Here is a 3788-nt window from a genome sequence, read left to right as displayed (position 1 = left end):
TCCAACTGGGTGAAGCTTAAATTTGCTGCCATGAATCTCAAAAAACTGGCCTGTTGGTTGTGGAAGGAGAAGCTTGCTCCATTTACCCTTATCCTTCTTTGGCAGCTATACACAAGAAACCCGGCTTATGCTTGACGCATATGCCGGGTTTCTCGACAGACTGAGACGGGGCTCCATGATGGAGCCCCGTCTTTTTGGAACGGAACGGAGATATTCCGCATAATATAAACCGCACACCAGATACCCTCATATCATTTCATGGGAGGATCTACAATGGCAATCAACTTTGGCCTTGCCAATGACTATAACGTATTTGTCTTTGGGGACATGAGCCTCAGCAATACTGACGCCGAAGGCCGTGTGGCGGTGGGCGGCAACGCCGTTCTGAGCAACTACGGCGTAGGCGCCAGTATTCTTCCTCTGCCCCCGGCGGGCACCGACCCGTCCTTTGTGGTGGGGGGCGCCGTCAATGTGTCCGGCGGCTCCAACGCCTGCGGAAATACCGTTATCAGCCCCACCAGCACCGTCATCAACTATACCATGGGCAACCCCAACGGCGCTCTGGTCACAGGGACGCCCATCGACTTTTCCGAGGCGGAACGCTATCTGAAATGCGCCTCTGTATTCTGGAGCACGCTGGAAGCCAACGGCACAGGCTCCGTGGTGTTCGGCCAGCTCAACCTCACCGGCACCGATGAGACCCTGAATATTTTCCAGCTGGACAGCGCCAACCTGTATGGTTCCGGTCTGTCGCTGGGCCAGCTGAACGGGATCAACATCATTGCCCCCATCAACTCCACCATCCTCATCAATGTCAGCGGCGCTAACATCCTGTATGGCAGCTACCAGATCTTCCGCAACGGGACCACCGCCACCCGGGAAAACGCCCGGAAGATCGTATGGAACTTCCCCGACGCCCTGACCTGGTCCAACAGCACCACCGCCATTTACGGCTCCGTTCTGGCCCCATTTGCCGCCGCGGCTACCACCTACAGCCAGATCAACGGCAATATTATCTTTGACAGCTTTGCCGGAAACTCAGAGAGCCACAATGAGCTGTTTGAGGGGGAACTGCCCGACCCCACCGCCTGCCTTGTGACCACCAGCAGTACGACCAGTACTACTACCAGCACCACTACCAGCACCACTACCAGCACCACTACCAGCACTACCACCAGCACCACCACCAGCACCACCACCAGCACCACCACGACCACCTCTACCACTTCCACCACCTCCACCACCACGGCCGCGCCCCATCCCCGCAGCCAGGCTATCACCGATCTGTTTGAGTCGGTAGCCCTCCAACAGGCCGCACTGTCCCATATCCTCAACGCCGAGGGGGAAAAGCTGCAAAAGATTCTGTCCTTTGAGGATCTCAGGGCTGAAACCATTCTGCAAACCAACCAGTCGGTAGAGTCTATGGTCAACGCCGTCGCCGGTCTGGAGACGGTGTTGAAGCAAAAGCTGGAGCTGTTTGAAGCATGTATGTGTGACGACAGCCACCTATAAAAAACTTGGCGCGGCAGAGTATTCTGCCGCGCCAAGACTCTGGCACCCATAAGGAGGGATCGGGCATGAAAGTGGCTATACTGACCATGTTTTCCGGGCTGTCCGCCACCTATTCTCTGGTGAATGTAGTGGCGGACCAGATCAAAATGCTGTTACAGGCCGGCGTTGCCGTCAAGGTACTGGTAAGCGAGAGCTGTCCCGACCGGGAGCGGACCGGCATTTTCCTGAATGAGCGGCTGGAGTGGGTGAAGATCACCAATACCCTCTACGGAAAGGAGATCGTATGGCACGATTACGCCTCCCCCACCGGCAGCGTGCATGAGACCTTTTTTGAGGAGGCCGACCGGATCGCGGAAGATTTTGTCACCCATCTGAAGGATGTGGACATATGTATCCTGCACGATATTCTCTATCAGGGCTGGCATCTGGTCCACAACATTGCCATTCGGAAGGCTCAGAAAGCCCTGGAGCACGTGCGGTTTCTGGCCTTCACCCACTCCTTCCCTGTGGCCCGGCCCAAGGAGATGGAATACCCCTTTTCCGCCCGGTTTACCGATATGCCCAAGACCCGATTTGTCTATCCCACCCGCTCGGGTATCCCGGCCCTGGCCAGGCAGTACGACGTGCCCGAGGGCAGGTGCGCCGTGGTCTACAACACCCTCCCCCTGATCCCCTCCATGAGCCAGGACGTACAGAAGGTGGCCCAACATATCGACCTCATTCGCCCTGATATCCTAGCGGTCTATCCGGCCAGACTGACCACCGGGAAACGGCTGGAGAAGGTGGCGGCGCTGGCGGGGGCTATCAAAACCGCGACGGAAAAGGACATTAAGGTAATTTTCTGCGATTTTCCCAGCGCGGATATCCCCAGCAAGGTATATCAGACCATGATACGGACCGAGGGCAAAAAATACGGGTTGAAAAACCATGAGCTGCTCTTCACCTCAGAGATTGGCTATCCCGATGGGTTCCCCCGACAAGGGGTATTTGAGCTGTTTCAGCTATCCAATCTGTTTATCTGCCCCTCTTATTCGGAGTCCTTCGGCCTCACGGTGCTGGAGGCCGCCAGCCGGGGAAACTTTTTGGTGTTGAATGAGGCCGTACCGGCGCTGAAGGAGCTGGGCGAGGCGCTGGGCGCCTATTTTATGCGGTGGGATGCCAGAAACTTTGGCTTTGATACCCGGGAGACCTATTCCCCCTCCGAGCGGGCCTATTATGAGGAGCACGGGCGCAAAATTGTTGATCTGATGCGGGAGGATCGCAGCTTACACGCCAAAACCATCGTGCGCAATCAGTACAACGACGCCTGGATCTGCCGCAATCAGCTGCTGCCTCTGTTGAAGGAATGAGAATATAAAAGAGCCCCGGCACAGCGTGCCGGGGCTGCATTCATTAAAGAATCAATCCTGCAAAAAAATCCTGGAACTGAGCCTGAAAGATCTCTTTCAATGCCACCAGCTCGCTTACCTTGATGTTCATGCGGTTGGTCTCCAGCTTGGCATAGGTGCTTTTGGAGATACTCAGCCCCATCAGCTGGAGCTTTGCTACCACCTGATCCTGGGTCATGCCCGCCCCCCGCCGCAGCCGCTGGATATTATGTCCGATGTCCATATCTGGCCGTATCTTTTGCATTATCTCACCCATAATTCGCTATAAAGAATTTATGAGTTGAGTGTATCCACTTCTCGTGCTATAATGTTTCGTAATAACGAATTTTATGTGGTGAGATATTATGTTAAAGTGGCCCATGTGGGTACGGGTAGTGATTGGCATTGTCGCCATTCTCCTATCCCTTGCCCTAAATTTTCTTCTGCAACCATTTTTAGGTGAGTACAGTCAATTTCTATTATTCCCCGGCATGATAGTATTTGTTTACCTAAATCCAGAGCTTATACGGGGAGACTAACTGTCATTGTAAGATGCACCACCCAGGCAAATAAAAAAGGTCCCGGCGGGAAACTGCGTTAACGCAGTTCCCCACCGGGACCCTCTTTTCTTTTCTCTTAGAAATCCGCGTTGCCCACGGTGCGGGGGTGCAGCTCCACGTCGCGGATGTTGGACACGCCGGTAAGGTACATGACCATCCGCTCGAAGCCCAGGCCAAAGCCGGCGTGACGGCAGGAGCCATAGCGCCGCAGGTCCAGATACCACCAGTAGTCCTCCGGGTTCATGCCCAGCTCCTTGATGCGGTTCTCCAGCAGGTCCAGCCGCTCCTCACGCTGGGAGCCGCCGATGATCTCGCCGATGCCGGGCACCAGGCAGTCGGCGGCGGCCAC

The 3788-nt window shown here is 55.4% G+C and carries 4 protein-coding genes; 2 read left to right on the top strand and 2 right to left on the bottom strand.

The annotated features are described in order from the left end of the window. Positions 1 to 273 precede the first annotated feature (273 nt). Together Q0J75_RS12315 and Q0J75_RS12310 are read left to right on the top strand one after the other, a co-directional pair. Positions 274 to 1512 carry a choice-of-anchor A family protein gene (locus tag Q0J75_RS12315; protein ID WP_297201779.1) on the top strand — a complete coding sequence of 413 codons (1239 nt, stop codon included), beginning with the start codon at positions 274 to 276 and terminating at the stop codon, positions 1510 to 1512. Positions 1513 to 1577: 65 nt separating this feature from the next. Then, a complete protein-coding gene (locus tag Q0J75_RS12310; RefSeq protein ID WP_297201777.1) occupies positions 1578 to 2861 on the top strand; it encodes a glycosyltransferase in 1284 nt (427 codons plus the stop codon). Positions 2862 to 2904: 43 nt separating this feature from the next. Here the strand turns inward: Q0J75_RS12310 and Q0J75_RS12305 are convergent, their stop codons facing one another. Together Q0J75_RS12305 and Q0J75_RS12300 are read right to left on the bottom strand one after the other, a co-directional pair. Further along, positions 2905 to 3123, bottom strand: coding sequence for a helix-turn-helix domain-containing protein (locus Q0J75_RS12305; RefSeq protein WP_363315745.1), 219 nt, complete (start codon positions 3121 to 3123; stop codon positions 2905 to 2907). A gap of 392 nt (positions 3124 to 3515) precedes the next feature. Next, the coding region (locus Q0J75_RS12300; RefSeq protein ID WP_297201773.1) for an amino acid--tRNA ligase-related protein at positions 3516 to 3788 on the bottom strand (273 nt) is incomplete at its 5' end.

Origin of the sequence: uncultured Flavonifractor sp. (genome assembly GCF_944385615.1) — a bacterium.
Classification (GTDB): Bacteria; Bacillota; Clostridia; order Oscillospirales; family Oscillospiraceae; genus Flavonifractor.
The sequence above is the reverse complement of the archived record's forward strand: the minus strand, read 5'-3'. Positions and strand labels throughout refer to the sequence as shown.

What these genes read in the sequence shown, in the direction of transcription:
- Q0J75_RS12315 (WP_297201779.1), top strand. Translation starts at nt 274, where the DNA reads ATGGCAATCAACTTTGGCCTTGCCAATGACTATAACGTATTTGTCTTT.
- Q0J75_RS12310 (WP_297201777.1), top strand. Translation starts at nt 1,578, where the DNA reads ATGAAAGTGGCTATACTGACCATGTTTTCCGGGCTGTCCGCCACCTAT.
- Q0J75_RS12305 (WP_363315745.1), bottom strand. Translation starts at nt 3,123, where the DNA reads ATGGACATCGGACATAATATCCAGCGGCTGCGGCGGGGGGCGGGCATG.